Here is a 14714-nt window from a genome sequence, read left to right on the forward strand (position 1 = left end):
GTTGTTGCTTCTCTTAGCGCGCGTTGCTTCTATATTTAAGTACATTTCTCTAGGGCCAGCTTCCTTTAGTCCCGGCTGATTAGCCACAGGTATGAAGCATACGGACTAAGCTGAAGCTCTTGAGTCAGTGAGGGATGCTCATCCGTATTGGCAAGCAGAAGCCTGTCCTTCCCGGCTACATTTAAGTCCGCCCAGTGCTCCTCCGGGAGCCGGAAGCTGACATCCTTGCCGCTGAAGTTCGAGACCACCACCAGCGCCTCGCCGTCCCCCATCCGTGTATAAGCGAATACCTCGGGATGTCCTTCGTCCAGTCTGCGGTAGATGCCGTCGGTGAAGACCGCATGCGCCTTGCGCAGAGCGATCAGCTTGCGGTAGTGATGGAAGATCGAATCCGGCCGCTCCCGCTCCTTCTGCACATTGATGTCCGGGTAACGTTCATCCACCTTCAGCCAAGGAGTACCAGTGGTGAAGCCTGCATTCGCGCTTGTATCCCACTGCATCGGCGTACGGGAGTTGTCCCTTGAACGTTCCTGCAGGATAGCGAGAGCCTCCCCGGGGCTTGCCCCCTGCTCACACAGAATCCGGTACATATTCAGCGACTCGATATCGCGGAACTCCTCAATGCTCTTCCACTTGGGATTCGGCATCCCGATCTCTTCTCCCTGATAGACATACGGCGTGCCTTGAAGTCCATGCAGGGTGGTTGCCAGCAGCTTGGCGCTCTCCTCGCGGTACGCCGTGTCGTCTGTGAACCGGGAGAGGGCGCGAGGCTGATCGTGATTGTTGAAAAATAAAGCGTTCCAGCCCCCGCCCTCCTGCATCCCCGTCTGCCACTCCGAGAACAGCCGTTTCAGCGCCTCAAAATCATAAGGCATCAGCTCCCATTTCCGGCCGTTTGGATAATCCACCTTCAGATGGTGGAAGTTGAACGTCATTGAGAATTCCCGCCGCTCAGGATTGGAGTAACGGATGCAATGTTCAAGTGTTGTAGAGGACATCTCGCCAACCGTAATCAGCTCATGCAAGCCAAACACCTCATCATACATCGACCGGATGTATTCGTGGACCCGTGGACCGTCTGTATAGTACTTCCGCCCGTCTCCGGGCGGCACACTTCCGTCATCATCCGGGAAGCGCTGGTCCTTGGAGATCAGGTTGATGACATCCATCCGGAACCCGTCTACGCCTTTGCGGGCCCAGAACAGCATCATCTCGTTCACCGCGCTGCGGACCTGTCCGTTCTCCCAGTTCAGATCTGCCTGTGTCTTGTCGAACAGGGTAAGGTAGTATTGGCCTGACGCTTCATCCAGTTGCCACGCCGGGCCGCCGAACTTCGACTGCCAGTTGTTCGGTACTCCCCCGCCTGGCCCCGGGTCCTTCCAGATATAATAATCGCGGTAGGGATTCTCCCGGCTGGAGACCGCCTGCTTGAACCACTCATGTTCTGTCGAGGTATGGTTGACTACGATATCCGTCATCAGCTTCATGCCGCGCCGGTGCAGCTCCGCTACCAGCTCGTCGAAGTCCGCCATCGTACCGAATTCCGGGTTGATCCGCTCATAATCCGCCACATCGTAACCGTTATCATGGCCGGGCGAGACATACACCGGCTGCAACCAGACAATATCAATGCCAAGCTCCTGTAAATAATCCAACTTCTCCGTCAGGCCTCTTATATCTCCTGTTCCGCTACCTGTCGTATCCTTGAAGCTCTTCGGATACACCTGATACACGGTAGACCGTCGCCACCATTCTGAATGCCGGGCTTGGCTCAAAGTTAGCACCTCCATGTAGAATTTCTGTGTTGTCCTCAGCAAAAATCGCTTTATTGTCATTCATTACACTTGTATATACAAGTTCAAACACCTCACACAGTGTAAACCTGTATATACAGGTTGTCAATATGGGTTGGCCTAGTAGATGATTTAACGGGTAATTTAGTAATTTAGTAGTTGGAGTAGTAAATGGGTAGTGGGAAGATAGTCGGTGGGTGGGTAGATAGTGGGTGGGTAGGGTAGTTGATAGATAGTGGGTGCCGGGAAGCTCGCGGGTATAAGTAGTAGGTGGAAATTGTACATTTAAATTTCGTCAAATAGGCTTCGGAGGGCATTTAATTGGATAAACAGCATCTACTATGTTCCATTTCCCTGCCTCTGGACATTTCAGGCAGAATTAAATGTACTTTTTCCACTCGTTTTCCTACTTTTGTGATTCTGCATTACAGCAAGTGCCCTTTTTCCACTTGCTTCAAGCAGCAGCAACGGAGCGATGGCGCGGCGAGGGACGCAGCAGATTGCCCTCCCCCTTCTCCATTCGTCTACTTCTGGCGGCATTCGGCATAATGAGGAGCACTAGTGCTCCTCATTAGCATATTTAGCACGCGTCAGGTGAGATCGGGTGCACTCTCATAATTTCCTAAACAATAAAAAAACAGCGCCCCTCCCCGAATACCGGAGACAGGAACGCTGCCTATTACTAGTCCTCTTTACCTCACTGTACCTCTTTATACCTCTTTGAATCTCTCTGTATCTTTCTGTACCTCTTTTATCTCTCTTACTATTAATTATTCCAAATATCCCTTAATCAGTCCCAGCGGCAGCAGCTTCGGCTGCTCGCAGGTGGTGGTCAGCTCGGCATAGCGCTTCGAATCGGAGCTGGTGTGGAAGGCGTGCATGATCTCCAGCACATGATTCGCCAGCTCGCCGTTTGCGCGCGGGGTTTCACCAGTTCCGATGCAGCGGGCCATATCCGCCACGCCGATGCCCCGGCTGTTGCCCTCATAGCTATGGACCACCGGAATCTCCTTGAATTCGGAGCTATGCGCCGGACGCAGGAGGATCGGGCCGCCGAAGGTGTTCGGGTCCGGCACAATCAGGGTGCCCAGCGAGCCATAGATCTCGATGCGCGGCAGTGTGCTGTGCCAGACATCGAAGCTGGTAATCATCGTGGCAACCGCACCGCTGGCGAACTGGATTGTTCCGGCCACATGTGTAGGTACTTCAACCTCGACTACCTTGCCGAACTTCTTCTCACTCGTGATCGTCCGGGTAGGGAACGAGGTCTTTGTCATGCCGCATACCGTAGTTGCTGGGCCCAGCAAGGATACCAGAGCCGTCAGATAATACGGGCCCATATCGAACATCGGGCCGCCTCCGGCCTGATAGTAGAATTCAGGGTCCGGGTGCCAGCTCTCATGCCCGTGGCAGAGCATGAAGGCCGTCGCCGCCACCGGCTCTCCGATGTAGCCGTCCGCGATCAGCTTCGCGCAGGTCTGCAGACCACCCCCAAGGAAGGTGTCCGGTGCGCAGCCGATGAACAGATTCTTTTCTTTTGCCAATGCGACCAGCTCGGTTCCGTTCTCAAGCGACAACGACAGCGGCTTCTCCACATAGACATGCTTGCCTGCGAGCAGCGCCTGCTTACACACCTCGAAGTGATAATTTGGCGTCGTCAGATTCACAACAATCTCAATCTCATCCGAAGCCAGCAGCTCCGCTGTTGTCCAGACATTCGGCACTCCGTACTGCTCTGCCGCCTGCTGCGCCCGCTCCAGATTAAGATCCGAACAGGCGTAGACTTCCGTATTCTTGAAGGTTCCGGTCAAATTTTCAAAATAAATGCCGCTGATATTCCCGCAGCCAACAATCCCAACTTTAACTTTACGCACGCTGTATCCCACCTTGTCCTTCGTTTATTTAGCTGCCCACAAGAAGCCCCGGCGCATCAGTTCCTTGGCCTCCGGGATATCGAACACATCCGCATGATGTCCAAGCGCGTTATAGAATACCTTGCCCTGGCCCCATTTCTTCGTATAGACCACCGGCATCGTGATCACACCATTGGCCGAATGCTCGCCTTCGCTTATTCCAAAAGTGGTGGTAGCCAGTACATTCACCGCCGGATCGACATGCAGATAATACTGCTCAGACTTCACCATGAAGTCCTGCATACCTTCCACAATCGGGCTGGAGCCGGATTTCACGATGTTCACTTCATAATCCACTCCATCGTTGAAGGGATGCGCCACCCATTGCGACCCGGTCAAAAATTGCCATTCCGTATTGGTCCGGAAGGAATCGCACATCCCGCCGTGACAGCCCGCGATGCCTACGCCGGAAGCCACAGCCGCCAGAACCGCCGAGCACTGCTCCCCCTTGATTTCGCCCATGGTCCACACCGGTACAATCAGGTTCAGCGCCTTCAGCGCCTCCGCATCATTGAAGCTGTCCAGCGTATCAGAGACTTCAACCTCGAAGCCTTCATTCGTAAGGATATCTGCAAAAAGCGCCCCTACCTCATTCGGTTCATGCCCGTCCCATCCACCTTTTACAATCAATGCCTTCTTTGCCATATCAAGCCCTCCTTTTTGTCCTATTTATCCAAGTTTGGGTTATAGATTGATTCAGATCAGGTCTTCCTGAAGAAATTGTAATCCATTACGAGCCTTCTTGCTCGTCATTTTGCTTGTGGGAATGGTCATTTTTTGCTAAATTTAAGACTACATTATGCACAAAGCATCTAATCACTGAAACCGCTTCCTGCTGAAAATCCGGGAAGGACGAGAACAGGAGTAACCATGAGAGCTTTTCACGAGAACCGGACGTATGGAACAGCGTTCCCCTTCACTGCCTTTGTGAGCCGCAATATCGATTTCCTGGCCCACTGGCACCATGATCTGGAGATTGTCTATGTACTGGAGGGTTCGATCCGGATGGGGATCAACTCCGAGACTCGGGTGCTGACCGCAGGAGATCTGGCCGTATGCAGCAGCGGAGATATTCATTATTATGACAGCAAGAACAGCGAGTCCAAGCTGCTGCTGGTGATTTTCAATCCTTCACTGATCGGGTTTCCTGCGGGCTGGCCGCTGAATATGCGGCTTACCTCCCCTTTTGTGGACAAGACCCAATCTGACCCGGTTGAAGGCAACCCCCGGCTGCCCGCGATTATGCAGGAGCTGCTTAAGGAGCATCTGGAGAAGCTTCCGCATCACGAACAGCTGGTGACCGGCCTCCTGCACGAGCTGTGTGCGCTCATTCTGCGGCAGATGCCGCTGGATATCGTCAATCCGCACAAGGATAAGCGGCGCATTACCAATATGAAGATTATGCAGGAGGTGCTGGAGTACCTGGATGTCCATTACATGCACCCCATCACCCTGGCCGATGCCGCCCGTCACGCCAATATGAGTCTGTTCTACTTCTCCCGCTTCTTCAAAAGCATCTCAGGCATGAGCTACGTCGCCTACCTGAATAGCATCCGCGTCAACCAGGCGGAGCGGCTGCTGCTTAATACGGACAAAAGTATCCTGGATATCGCGCTGGAATGCGGCTTCACCAATATCCGCACCTTCAACCGTGTGTTCAAGCAGGTCAAGCAGCGGACACCGAGCGAGCTGCGGTAACTTGAAATAGGCTAAAGAAAAAGTAACAGCCTGCACAGGAGAGTATCCTTGCGGGTTTTTTGCGGTTATATGGGGCTTCCTAAGTCCACACCAAACCAGTAAGTCTGAATATTACTATATTAATCATTAAGTGTGCTGCTGATGGAACGAAATTCAATTATACGAACAGGAAGTGATAAGGCAATGGCCTTTTTATCAACAGGACCGATCGAAAATAACCCGGTTAGCGGAGTGAGGCCTACTCAGCAGGTTACCGTTAAAATCGATAATCGCAGCGTGAGCTCGGCGTTCTCTGTATCTATTCAGGGATATTATCTAAATGCGGGAACAAGGGTCTTGTACGTTAGCGAAGTTGTCCAGCTTGCAGCAAATCAAGTCATTACGAAGAATTATTATGCTGATTTTAATGGTTTTGAATTTATATTTGTTACATCTGATAGTGTGACTGAGTTGAGCAATGTCGTTCAAATTTCGGTGTGGGGCAAGAGTAGTACTGGTCAACTGGTCACCGCTCACCGCTTAGTATCTGAAGAACTGCTTGGAGAACATAACGGTGGAGGGACCACGGGGCCAACCGGAGTGACCGGACCTACCGGTCCAGGGGGAGGGGCCACGGGGCCAACCGGAGTCACCGGACCTACGGGGCCTGGGGGAGGGGCAACAGGGCCAACCGGAGTCACCGGACCTACCGGTCCAGGGGGAGGGGCTACGGGGCCAGCCGGAGTGACAGGACCTACCGGTCCAGGGGGAGGGGCCACGGGGCCAACCGGAGTGACAGGACCTACGGGGCCTGGGGGAGGGGCAACAGGGCCGACCGGAGTGACAGGACCTACTGGTCCAGGAGAAGGGGCAACAGGGCCGACCGGAGTGACAGGACCTACTGGTCCAGGAGAAGGGGCAACAGGGCCGACCGGAGTCACCGGAGTCACTGGTGCTACCGGCCTTACCGGAGTCACCGGAACTACCGGATTCACTGGTGCTACCGGCCTTACCGGAGTCACCGGAACTACCGGATTCACTGGGGCTACCGGCCTTACCGGAGTCACCGGAGTCACCGGAGTCACTGGTGCTACCGGCCTTACCGGAGTCACCGGAACCACCGGATTCACTGGGGCTACCGGCCTTACCGGCGCTACTGGCCTCACTGGGGCTACTGGAATCACAGGGCCGAATATATTGGCCACTCATGGACGATTTGTTCCGGTCAATAACACAACAGTAACTAATAACACCACGGTTAATATCCCGTTCAATACGGTATTTGCTCAGGGGATTACCCTTGGAGGTACCGGCGGTAACCAAAGTATAGTGATACCAGAAACAGGCATTTATTTTGTTGCCTACAACATTCGATTGTACATTAGTGATACCTCTGCAAGTGCTGATATTATAACTGTTTTACCTACCTTGAACGGTACAATTACTCCCTTCCCCTCTTATCTGTATAAAGCAGACGGAGGAACTACAGGACCTGGCGGCTTGGCGCTGGCGGCCAGTGGTCTGATAAATGTAACCACGGCCGACTCAGAGCTTATTTTCCCAGTCTTAGCACAAGGAATTACGGGATTAACCTTGCAAATCACAGGACAATCTGATACTTACAGTAATGTAAGCATATTTAGAATCTCTTAAATGTAGGGCTAAAAAATGAGCAAAGGCGGTTCAACCGGTCCAATTCCTCCAAATGCTCGTACAACGCAGGAAAGTTATCATCCCCTGCCTGTGCGGGCTTTCTTTATGTAGGGAGATTGAACAAGTAACCCTTGCCCTTTCACCGTAAAATAACTACAATACACGTATTCCAACACGCAATCTTCCAGGAGGCAATTTACCTTGAAAGCTCAGTCCCGCAACTCTGCAAGCAAACGCAATACCGTTTATATCATGCAACTTGTCACTATCTTCCTGGGCTTTGTCGTCTTTGGCATCTCGGAGAATATTAAAGGGCCCGCTATCCCGCGGATTCAGCTCGCCTTCAACCTTAATGAAGGACAGCTCGGCACGCTGCTCTCCCTGAATGCGCTTGGCTATCTGATCGCCTGCTCCTTCACTGCCATCCTTGTCCGCAAATGGGGCATCAAGGCAGTCACCATTATTTCGTTCGCCTCGATGGTGATCTCGGGCGTGCTGATCTTCCTCTCGCACAGCTATCCGCTATTCGCTTCCTCTTACTTCCTGATGTACATCGGGAACGGGATGCTGGAGATTGGACTGGCGATTCTGGGGGCGCGTATTTTCGTCAAAAACACGGGTATGATGATGAACTTGTCCCATTTTTTCTATGGATTAAGCTCGACCGTTGCACCTCTATTGGCTACCGGGGTGATGTCGCTGAGCATACTCGGGCATACGCTGGACTGGCGGGGGATGTATCTGGTTATGCTGTCGCTGTGTCTGCTGCCGATCCTGTCAGCGCTGCGCAGCACGTTTCCCGGTGATGATCTGCCGAATGAGGACCGTACCTCCTTCCGTACCCTGATGCGTGATCCCGCGCTCTGGATGATGGTGATGATTCTGTCGTTCGGTGTTGTCTCAGAGCTGGCCGTGGGCGGCTGGCTGGTTAATTTTCTGGAAAAAGCCTATGCCTGGGATACCGTCCGCGCTTCCGGCTTATTGTCGGCCTTCTTCCTGCTCTTCTCGCTGGGAAGGCTCCTGATCGGCCCGCTGACAGACAAGATCGGCTTCGTACTCTCGCTGATTATCTTCTCCTGCTTCTCGGCGGTTTGTACCTTCCTCGCGCTGGTCGGCGGAGAGAGTCTTGCCTTTCTGTTCGCCATATCCGGGGCCGGAATTGCTATTATCTATCCTACCGTGATGGCTTTTATTGCCCGCCGTTATCCGAACGGAAGCGATACAGCCATTACCTTTGTCGTCACTTTGATGGGTCTGGGAAGCGTCATCGGCAATTACATCATCGGCTGGGTCATTGAGACCGTCAAAGGAGTATACGGCAGCACTTCAGAGCTTGGCCTGCTGCGCGGTCTTCAGGCGGGGTATGGCTTCATTGGCTTATGCGCAGCGGTGTGCTCCGTGTCGGGCATCGCGCTGTATGTGTATTTGAAGCGGCGGCGGGAATTGATCTGATAGATTTATAAAGAGAGTAATGGCCCTGCAAAGGAGAGTCTCCGCGAAGGGCCGTTACTTTCTTTTATATGCATTTATATCAAATGTCACCAACCCCAAGAGTAGGCCACTATACGTTTCCGCAAGAAACGCTGCGCATATATTGAATAGTGCCCTAATCCTAAGGAGGTGCCTCATGTCCAATCCCAATATCCCAAACATCACGCCCTCAGTCACATTATCAAGGGATGATGTCGTTAGTTTGCTATTCTCTTCCATTGCCATGGAAGAACTTGGATTAGCCCATATTCTAAATGCAGAAGGTGAGAAAATCCAGTTCGCTCTGGGTACATTGCCAGGGCTCACCGGTCCACCTGCCACACTCGCTCAGATCCTTGAAGTAAATGATAGTACGCGAGCCATGCTGAATACCATTTCACGCCAGGAAATGCTGCTGGATTCCAGACTGACAACCGCTGCTAATCTTCAAACACTGTATGGACCTACCGGACCTACAGGTGTTACCGGGCCTGCCGGGGCCGTCACCAGCGTTAACGGCCAGACCGGAGATGTCGTACTTGATGCGGAAGACGGTGTCTTCCCTATTAACAATAAGGAATTTTCCGGAAGTTGGCTGAAAGATTTCAACCAGCCCGGCGTTTACAGCTCGGGTAACTCGGGCGGTCCGTCACCCCAGGACGGCCCGCCAGCCCCAGGAGAACCACCTCTGCCTCACCCCGCTGTCTGGACGATTTATATCTCTCGCGTCGGCGACTTCGTACAGCAGCTCTATATTTCCAATCCAGCGCTCTATTACCGCAGCAGCCAGGATGGCGGTAACAACTACGGGCCATGGATTCCCATCGGTGAACAAGGACCCACAGGCCCGACAGGGGCTGGAACCACGGGAGCTACTGGTTTTACAGGCTTCACTGGATCCACCGGAGAGACCGGCGCTACAGGCCTCACCGGCGAGACCGGCGCTACGGGACTCACTGGAGAGACCGGCGCTACGGGACTCACTGGCGAGACCGGCGCTACGGGACTCACTGGAGAGACCGGCGCTACGGGACTCACTGGAGAGACCGGCGCTACAGGCCTCACTGGGGAGACCGGGGCTACGGGACTCACTGGAGAGACCGGCGCTACAGGCCTCACTGGGGAGACCGGGGCTACGGGACTCACTGGAGAGACCGGCGCTACAGGCCTCACTGGGGAGACCGGGGCTACGGGGCTCACTGGAGAGACCGGCGCTACAGGCCTCACTGGGGAGACCGGCGCTACGGGGCTCACTGGAGAGACCGGCGCTACAGGCCTCACTGGGGAGACCGGGGCTACGGGGCTCACTGGAGAGACCGGCGCTACAGGCCTCACTGGGGAGACCGGCGCTACGGGGCTCACTGGAGAGACCGGCGCTACAGGCCTCACTGGGGAGACCGGCGCTACAGGCCTCACTGGGGAGACCGGGGCTACGGGGCTCACTGGAGAGACCGGCGCTACGGGGCTCACTGGAGAGACCGGCGCTACAGGCCTCACTGGAGAGATCGGCGCTACAGGCCTCACTGGAGAGACCGGCGCTACAGGCCTCACTGGGGAGACCGGGGCTACGGGGCTCACTGGCGTCACCGGACTCACCGGTGTCACTGGCCTTACCGGCGTCACCGGACTCACCGGCGTCACGGGACTCACCGGTGCTACGGGACTCACCGGTGTCTCAGGAACCATGCATCCTCCAATGTTGTATGTAGGATCTAATGGGACTAATAAATATGTGTCTGTTATTAACGCCTTAACGAACGAAATCGTTACAAGCTTTGCAATTACAAGCACGTACTACGGAAGTGCGACTATAGATACTCAGCGTCATCTTCTTTATTACTCTAACGCCACCAACATTATTCAATATGACGAAATTATGAACCAGATCACAGCAACTTATCCTGTTGGAGGACAGCCGCGAGGGATGGCAATTGACACGCTTACGAATACGCTATATGTGGCTAATTCCCAAGCTGCATCAAATAATATTTGGCAAATAGATATTACCACAAGTCAGGTCACAACCATCGCTAATGTCACATCTTTTCCTGTTCAGATTGATATCAATCCACTGAACAATAGAATTTATATTGCGGGTGACTATGTTTCAGTTATTGATGGAAACAACAATACAGTTGTTACGACATTCTCTCTCCCTAGTACCGGCAGACCTCATGGAATTATAATCGATCCCCTGCGTGACCAGCTGTGGGTAGCCAATTATGCAGACCCCGGCATTGTGAATGTTATTAACTCGAATACACATGCCATTATAGGAACAATTACTGTTGGACGGAATTGTTCTAATATTGCCGGGAATTTGCTGACTAACCGCTTCTATATATCCAATTACAGTAGAGATTATGTTAGCGTCATAGACGGAAATGCTCCATATGCCGTCATCGGCACGATAACAGCAGGTACCAATCAAGACTCTCCTGCCGTGAATCCATTCATCACCTTATTGCGGAACAGTGTACAATCTAATCTGGTCTATGTAAGCATTGGTGCGTCTAATAATGTTGCAGTTATTGATCAGAATACCAATAAGTTGCTTGCTACCATTCCGGTTGGTAACACCCCTCTCTGGAGTGTTATTGATCCGTTTATGTCTTAACAGCGGAGGTTAAGGTATGGCATCAATCAGTTTATGTCTAATCGTCAAGAACGAAGAACAGAACCTGGATCATTGCCTCTCTTCCATTGAAGGTATTCCCGATGAGATTATTATCGTCGATACCGGCTCCACAGACCGCACCAAGGAGATTGCAGCGAAGTGGACGCAGCATATCTACGATTTCGAGTGGATTGACGATTTCTCTGCTGCCCGGAACGAATCCTTTAAATATGCTACCCAGGAGTATATTCTGTGGCTGGATGCCGATGATATTTTGACTCCCGAGGACAAGGTCAAGTTGGAGCATTTAAAAAACACGCTCACGGAAGACATAGACGCCGTCTCCATGAATTACGAAATTCCGCAGGACAACAGCCGGAAACTCATCAGTAATACCACGAGGCTGCGGCTACTCAAGCGTACCAAAGGTTTCATCTGGCAAGGCATCGTACATGAGGATTTAGCTACAGATGAGACGTATCATTTTATAAAATCAGATATCACTGTTACCCATACTAAAGTAGTGAACGCTTCAGGTGGCAATTCCTCAAGCAGAAATATGGACATCTATGAACGCCACTTGGCGAAAGGCTACACTTTCAGCACATCTGATATGCTAAATTATGCCAGGGAATGTCATTCCCGCAAGCAATATAAGCAAGCCATCCATTATTATGAGCTGTGCAAGGATCACCCTGAAATAACTCTGGAGAACAGAATTTTCATCCTTCACAAGCTGGCAACCTGTTATGTATACAACAGCCAGACGGAGAAAGAACTCGAACTTACGCTTGAAGCTCTGTCCATGGATGTGCCCTACCCCGCCTTCAGTTGCCGGATGGGAGAGCATTTCCTGAAAGCAGGTAATCTGGAGGCTGCAATATTCTGGTATCGTTCGGCTTATTTGTCCCCGCCGGGTGAACGATACGACTGGTCTGTTGTTGATAACGTCTACCACACCTGGCTTCCCCATCAACAGCTCTCCCTATGCTACCAGGCGCTAGGTGACAAGGCCCAGGCGTTACATCATCAGCAATGGGCTGAATTTTATAGTAAAAGATAGTGCTGTGTGTAAGGCTGTTTAAGTCTTAACACAGCTATAGAGACAATCCCGGAAGCTTAATTATTCCTGGACCTGTCTCTTTTTGTTGTCCATCTCCCCTATATTGCAGTTTCAACCCCTAAGTCCGCACCAAACCGTGAAGTCAGAATATTACTATATTAAACGTTAAGTATGCTGGAACGAAATCCAAATATACGGACAGGAAGTGAAGAATCTTGGCCTTTTTATCAACAGGACCTATCGAGAATAATCCGGTAAGCGGAGTAAGGCCTACTCAACAGGTTACCATTAAAATTGTTAACAGCAGTGGTGGCTCGGCTTCCTCAGTAACCATTAAAGGTTATTATCTACAAGCTGGAACAAGGGTCTTGTATGTCAGCGAAGCACTCAACATTGAAGCAAATCAAGTCATTACAAAGAATTATTACGCTGATTTTAATGGTTTTGAGTTTAATTTCCTTACACCTGATGATTCAACTAGTGTGAGCGATCCAATTCAAATTTCGGTCTGGGGCAAAAATAGTGCAGGTGCGCTGGTAACCGCACACCGTTTGGTCGCTGAAGAGCTGCTTGGAGAACAGGACGGCGGGCAGGCAGGAGCCACAGGGCCAACCGGACCCGCTGGACAACAAGGCCCTCCCGGAGTAACGGGACCGACCGGGCCAGGGGCAGGAGCAACTGGAGCCACCGGACCTACAGGAACGGCGGGGCCTGGTGGTGCGACTGGGCCGACTGGTTCAGGAGCTGGGGGTACGGGACCTACGGGAACGACTGGGCCTCGTGGTGCGACTGGGCCGACTGGTTCAGGAGCTGGAGGTACAGGACCTACGGGAACGACTGGGCCGCGTGGTATGACTGGACCAACCGGTACAGGGTCTGGGGGCACTGGCGCTACCGGCCTTACAGGCGAAACCGGCGCTACGGGCGAAACTGGGGCTACAGGCGAAACCGGCGCTACGGGTGATACTGGGGCTACAGGCGAAACCGGCGCTACGGGCGAAACCGGCGCTACGGGCGAAACCGGCGCTACGGGTGATACTGGGGCTACGGGTGATACTGGGGCTACGGGCGTCACCGGACTCACCGGACTCACCGGACTCACCGGACTCACCGGCGTTACCGGCGTTACCGGCCTTACAGGACTCACTGGTGCCACTGGTCTCACCGGTGCTACGGGCGTCAACATCATTAATAATAATGCCCTGTTTTCTCCAACGGGTACAGTGCCACCAGCTCCAACTGCGACACCATTTGTTGTAGATTTTATCAATGGAACTGGTATCCAATTTAATGCCGGTAACGATACGCAAATTACGCTTTCACCTAACAGTTTATATTTTATTTCTTATACAGTCAGAATTACTTATGCACCCGGAAATGCTGATATTACCGGTGCACAAGCTCTTCTATTCCTCAATGGCAACGCGGTACACTTGTCCGCACTCGACAAATTCGCAGCTCCGACTGGTGCTCCAACAACCCCCACAGCTCTCTCATTAAACAGCAGTGGATTATTGCAAACCGGTACAGGTACTCAAACCTTGAGCTTAAATTGCAATATTAGTTCAGGGACTACTTTAACTAGTCATTATATCAATGCAGATTGGTCCAACTTAAGTATCATTCAAATTATGTAATGGACACGCAAAGGAGCGGTTCTCCGTTCTTGGAGGATCGCCCCTTTGCCTTTTCAGGTCGTGCGCCATCGCTCTTCCCTTTTTACAAATATGCCTTAAGATTATCCAGCACTACCGCATACCCGTTAGCATACATATGCACACCGTCCATCGTATACTCTTCCTTCAGATTCCCTTCCGCGTCGGTCAGTCCCTCATTCACATTAATGAACTCATATCCGTGCCTGAGCGACAGTTCCTCCACGGCACGGTTCGCTTCCAGCAGCGCCGCATTGGTTCTCGTTCTGAAGTAATTCTCTCGCATCTCCTCATCCATTCCGGGGAAGTCGGCCTTGGCATTCACCGGATAATACGCCATGACGTACACCTTGCACTCCGGCAGCCTCTCTCTAATCCGGGTCAGAATCTCATTGTAATTCGCAAGCAGCTTCCCGAGCTCATACTCCCCATCCGCTGAGCTGATGTCGTTGGTGCCTATATTAATGAACAGCCTCGAAGGCGCAAGCGCAAGCACACATACCTCCAGCGCTTCGAGCAATTCCCGGGTCACATAGCCCGCAATCCCGCGGTTATAGATAGCCGTCTGCTTCTCCAGTGTCTGCTGCAATTCATTTACCGGAAAAAACTCCATCAGCGAGGAGCCCGCCAGTACGGTCTGCCCTTTTAGCGCCAAGGTGTTCAGGATGCTGTACTTCTTCACCTTCTCCTCTTTCTCTCTCTGCCACTGAATCTCCATCATCTCGTCAAGCTCTTCCTGATTCAATCTAATCTCCTCCGTTTCTGCTGCTCTGTTATTCTACCATTGTTATCTTTTATCCCTCAGCTTGCAGCCCGCCCAAATTGTGTCAGAAATATGGAAATTGATCTTCATGTAAGGTTTATGTTCTATGC

The 14714-nt window shown here is 52.2% G+C and carries 10 protein-coding genes; 6 read left to right on the top strand and 4 right to left on the bottom strand.

Annotation, left to right across the window (positions count from 1 at the left end):
• Window positions 1-65: 65 nt before the first annotated feature.
• From treC to MKY12_RS21265, 3 genes are all read right to left on the bottom strand, one after another.
• Window positions 66-1790: an alpha,alpha-phosphotrehalase gene (gene treC / locus MKY12_RS21255; protein WP_339249848.1), complete on the bottom strand. Its 1725-nt coding sequence runs from the start codon at window positions 1788-1790 to the stop codon at window positions 66-68.
• A gap of 773 nt (window positions 1791-2563) precedes the next feature.
• A complete protein-coding gene (locus MKY12_RS21260) occupies window positions 2564-3667 on the bottom strand; it encodes a Gfo/Idh/MocA family oxidoreductase (RefSeq protein ID WP_339249850.1) in 1104 nt (367 codons plus the stop codon).
• Between the two features lie 24 nt (window positions 3668-3691).
• The gene (locus MKY12_RS21265) at window positions 3692-4351 is read right to left on the bottom strand and encodes a ThuA domain-containing protein (protein ID WP_339310665.1); all 660 of its coding nucleotides are present in this window, start codon (window positions 4349-4351) and stop codon (window positions 3692-3694) included.
• A 174-nt stretch (window positions 4352-4525) separates the two neighbouring features.
• On the opposite strand from MKY12_RS21265, the gene MKY12_RS21270 reads away from it, so the two are divergent.
• From MKY12_RS21270 to MKY12_RS21295, 6 genes are all read left to right on the top strand, one after another.
• On the top strand, window positions 4526-5404 hold the full coding sequence (locus MKY12_RS21270; protein WP_339314939.1) for an AraC family transcriptional regulator: 879 nt from the start codon (window positions 4526-4528) through the stop codon (window positions 5402-5404).
• Between the two features lie 183 nt (window positions 5405-5587).
• Complete coding sequence (locus MKY12_RS21275; protein WP_339310667.1) at window positions 5588-7036, top strand: hypothetical protein; 1449 nt, start codon at window positions 5588-5590, stop codon at window positions 7034-7036.
• 252 nt (window positions 7037-7288) lie between these two features.
• Window positions 7289-8488: an MFS transporter gene (locus tag MKY12_RS21280; protein WP_339314941.1), complete on the top strand. Its 1200-nt coding sequence runs from the start codon at window positions 7289-7291 to the stop codon at window positions 8486-8488.
• A gap of 175 nt (window positions 8489-8663) precedes the next feature.
• Complete coding sequence (locus MKY12_RS21285; protein ID WP_339310669.1) at window positions 8664-11123, top strand: collagen-like protein; 2460 nt, start codon at window positions 8664-8666, stop codon at window positions 11121-11123.
• Between the two features lie 16 nt (window positions 11124-11139).
• Window positions 11140-12186 carry a glycosyltransferase family 2 protein gene (locus MKY12_RS21290; protein WP_339219226.1) on the top strand — a complete coding sequence of 349 codons (1047 nt, stop codon included), beginning with the start codon at window positions 11140-11142 and terminating at the stop codon, window positions 12184-12186.
• Between the two features lie 215 nt (window positions 12187-12401).
• Window positions 12402-13823: a collagen-like protein gene (locus tag MKY12_RS21295; protein ID WP_339310671.1), complete on the top strand. Its 1422-nt coding sequence runs from the start codon at window positions 12402-12404 to the stop codon at window positions 13821-13823.
• An 82-nt stretch (window positions 13824-13905) separates the two neighbouring features.
• Here the strand turns inward: MKY12_RS21295 and MKY12_RS21300 are convergent, their stop codons facing one another.
• On the bottom strand, window positions 13906-14586 hold the full coding sequence (locus MKY12_RS21300) for a GDSL-type esterase/lipase family protein (RefSeq protein WP_339219230.1): 681 nt from the start codon (window positions 14584-14586) through the stop codon (window positions 13906-13908).
• Between the last annotated feature and the right edge of the window lie 128 nt (window positions 14587-14714).

This window comes from Paenibacillus sp. FSL M7-0896, assembly GCF_037975415.1.
GTDB lineage: Bacteria > Bacillota > Bacilli > Paenibacillales > Paenibacillaceae > Paenibacillus_AQ > Paenibacillus_AQ silagei.

Coding starts and splice junctions, on each gene's coding strand:
- MKY12_RS21265 (WP_339310665.1), bottom strand. CDS start 4,351: ATGGCAAAGAAGGCATTGATTGTAAAAGGTGGATGGGACGGGCATGAA.
- MKY12_RS21275 (WP_339310667.1), top strand. CDS start 5,588: ATGGCCTTTTTATCAACAGGACCGATCGAAAATAACCCGGTTAGCGGA.
- MKY12_RS21280 (WP_339314941.1), top strand. CDS start 7,289: ATGCAACTTGTCACTATCTTCCTGGGCTTTGTCGTCTTTGGCATCTCG.
- MKY12_RS21285 (WP_339310669.1), top strand. CDS start 8,664: ATGTCCAATCCCAATATCCCAAACATCACGCCCTCAGTCACATTATCA.
- MKY12_RS21290 (WP_339219226.1), top strand. CDS start 11,140: ATGGCATCAATCAGTTTATGTCTAATCGTCAAGAACGAAGAACAGAAC.
- treC (WP_339249848.1), bottom strand. CDS start 1,790: ATGGAGGTGCTAACTTTGAGCCAAGCCCGGCATTCAGAATGGTGGCGA.